This window comes from Streptomyces sp. NPDC001393, assembly GCF_053597455.1.
Window position 1 is genome coordinate 1 of the sequence record NZ_JBSFIH010000139.1, and the last position, 2,727, is coordinate 2,727.

The 2,727-nt window shown below is 69.1% G+C and carries 1 protein-coding gene; it reads left to right on the forward strand.

Annotation, left to right across the window (positions count from 1 at the left end; genetic code table 11):
• On the forward strand, positions 1-2,561 hold a 2,561-nt coding region (locus tag ACWC2T_RS45845; RefSeq protein WP_450676218.1), incomplete at its 5' end, for a polymorphic toxin-type HINT domain-containing protein.
• Positions 2,562-2,727: the final 166 nt, after the last annotated feature.

The following is a 2,727-nucleotide window of genomic DNA, read 5'->3' on the forward strand; positions in this document are numbered from 1 at the left end:
CCACGCACGCGGAGAATGCGGCCAAGGCGGCCGACGACGCCGCCGCCCACGCCGGACAGGCTGCGACCGCCGCCAAACAGTCCGCCGCGCACGCCGCGGAGGCCAAGAAGGACGCCGACGCCGCCAGCGCCGCGGTCGCCAAGGCCCAGAAGGTCCACGACCTCGCCGTCCGCATCGACGCCGAGCAGCTGACCGCGCGTACCAATGAGGCCATCGCCCGCGCGAAGGACCTCAAGGCACAGGAGGACCAGCGCACCGCGGCCCAGCAGACGGCCACGCAGCAGGCCAAGGACCTGCAGGCCCAGGCGGCCAAGCTCGCCGATCGGGCGGCCCAGCCCGGCGCGGATGCCGCGCAGATCGCCCCCGAAGCCCGCAAGGTGGCCCTGGCGACGGCGAAGACCGGCCGCGCCTGGAGCCAGTCGGCCGCACTGGTGGCCCTGGCCGGCTCCGACCAGGGCATGACCGACTACATCCGCACCGGCCGCCAGGACGCGAGCGCCCAGGACGACCGCCAGGACGTCGAACACCTCGCGGAAGCAGCCGGATCGGCCGACGTCCGCGCCGCGGCCGCCAAGGCCCTCGACGGTGACGCCGGCACGGTGAGCACGTTCCTCGCCACCGGCCAGTACGAGGCCATGAAGCAGGACATGCGCCTGTACATCGCCCGGACCATCGCGGGCGCCGGTCCGATCGAACAGCAGGCGGGCCGCACAGCACTGGACAAGGACACCACGGACGCGCTGCGTCAGTTCATCACCACCGACGACGGTCAGGAGCGCACCCAGGACGAACGCGTCCGCGCCGCCCGGCTCGCCGACCCCAAGAACAGCAGCAGCGGCCCACAGGTCAAGGCCGCCGCGAGGATCGCCCTGGAAGGGCCCTCCGACCTCCTCCACCTCTTCATCACCGTCGGCCAGTACAAGGCCCAGCGCCAGGACCAGCTCGGCGCCACGCACGAGGCCCAGATCCAGCAGCTCATCGCACAGGCCGCAGGCGTGGCCGCCACCGCGCAGAAGAACGCGGCCGAGGCGGGCAAGGCGGCAGCCACCGCTGCCAAGGCCGCAAACGAAGCTGCCGGCTACGCCAAGCAGGCCGACCAGGCGGCCAAGGACGCCAAGAAGTACGCCACACAGGCCGACGGCTATGCCACCCAGGCCGAACAGTCCGCCAAGGACGCCGCCGCCTCGGCCACCACCGCCCGCAACGCCCAGCAGGACGCCGAGAACGCCGCCGCCGCGGCCGTCACCTCCGCCGCCCAGGCCCAGTACTCGGCCACCGCCGCACGCGGCTCCGCCGACTCGGCCTGGACATCCGCGCAGCAAGCCCGCACCTCAGCCCTGGCCGCCGGCAAAGACGCCACCGCCGCCGACCAGGCGGCAATGGAGGCACAGCGCACCGCAGTCACCAAACGGCAGCAGGAGCAGGCCCGGTGGCGGCAGTTGTACGAGGCCATGAAACAAAAGGCTGCTTCGCAGGACGACGACGGCAGTTGGGTGCCCAGCTGGCTCAAGGACACCGTCAACACGATCGGCGACTACGGGCAGGCCATTCTCAGTAATTCCGACATCTGGGCAGGTCTGATCCAGACCGGTGCCGGCATCTGGGCAACGGGCCAGGGCGGCGAAGCCGTCTTCGGGGGCGCAGAACTCTGCCTGAGCGGCTTCGGCTGCCTGGTGGGCGCACCGGCCATCGCCGGAGGCATCGTGATAGCGGGCGCAGGCATCTACGGAATCACCGAGGGCATCAGCCGGTTCAACGACGGCCTCGGACAAGCCCTGCGCGATGCTCAGGAGAGGTCCGCGGCGGAAGACTCCTGCACCCAGTGCTTCGTCGCGGGCACCAAGGTGCTCATGGCCGGCGGATCGGCCAAGAGCATCGAGAAGGTCAGGGCCGGTGACGAGGTCGTCACGACGGATCCGCTCACCCGCAAGACCGCGCCGCACAGGGTCACCCGCCTGATCATCACCGACGGTGACAAGCACTTCGACGAGCTGACCATCGCCACACCGGGTGGTCCCCGAAAGCTCACCGCCACCTTCGAGCACCCCTTCTGGAGCCCTACGGCGCAGAGCTGGGTCAAAGCTCGCGACCTGCGACCGGGTACCACCCTGCTGAGCAGCGACGGGAGCACCGTTCGCGTCCAGGCCAACCGTGCCTTCGACCAGCGCGTTCGCACCTACAATCTCACCGTCGAGGACTTCCACACGTACTATGTGCTGGTCGGCCCGACACCAGTGCTTGTGCACAACTCAAGCGGATGTGGTCCGACCTCGAGCGGGGAGTACGACAGCGACGGCCATCCTGTCGACGGCACAAAGATCCCGGTCGACGACGCCCTGTCCGCAGCCGAGAAGTGGGTCGGTCCTGGATATTCGGAGCCGGTTCCCGGAAGTGGCCGCTTCGTCTCCAAGGACGGAACACGCGTGGCCAGGATGGGTGAGACGGACATCACCGGACAGCATGGCGGTGGGCCGCACATGAACTTCGAGCGCCTGGCGCCGAACCCCAAGAAGCCCGGCAAGTCCATGGTCGTGGAAAACAGGCACATCTATCTGGGATGACCAGCGACCGGTGTTCGGTGCGGGAGTCGTTTCGGCGTATGTTCGCGGCGACTCCCGTACCGGACGCCCCAATAGTGAGGAGAGATCCGAAGTGGAACAGATTGTCAGTGTCCCTGATTACCGTCCTGGTGGCGGCCTTCAGCTTTCGTGGGACGACGATTTCGAG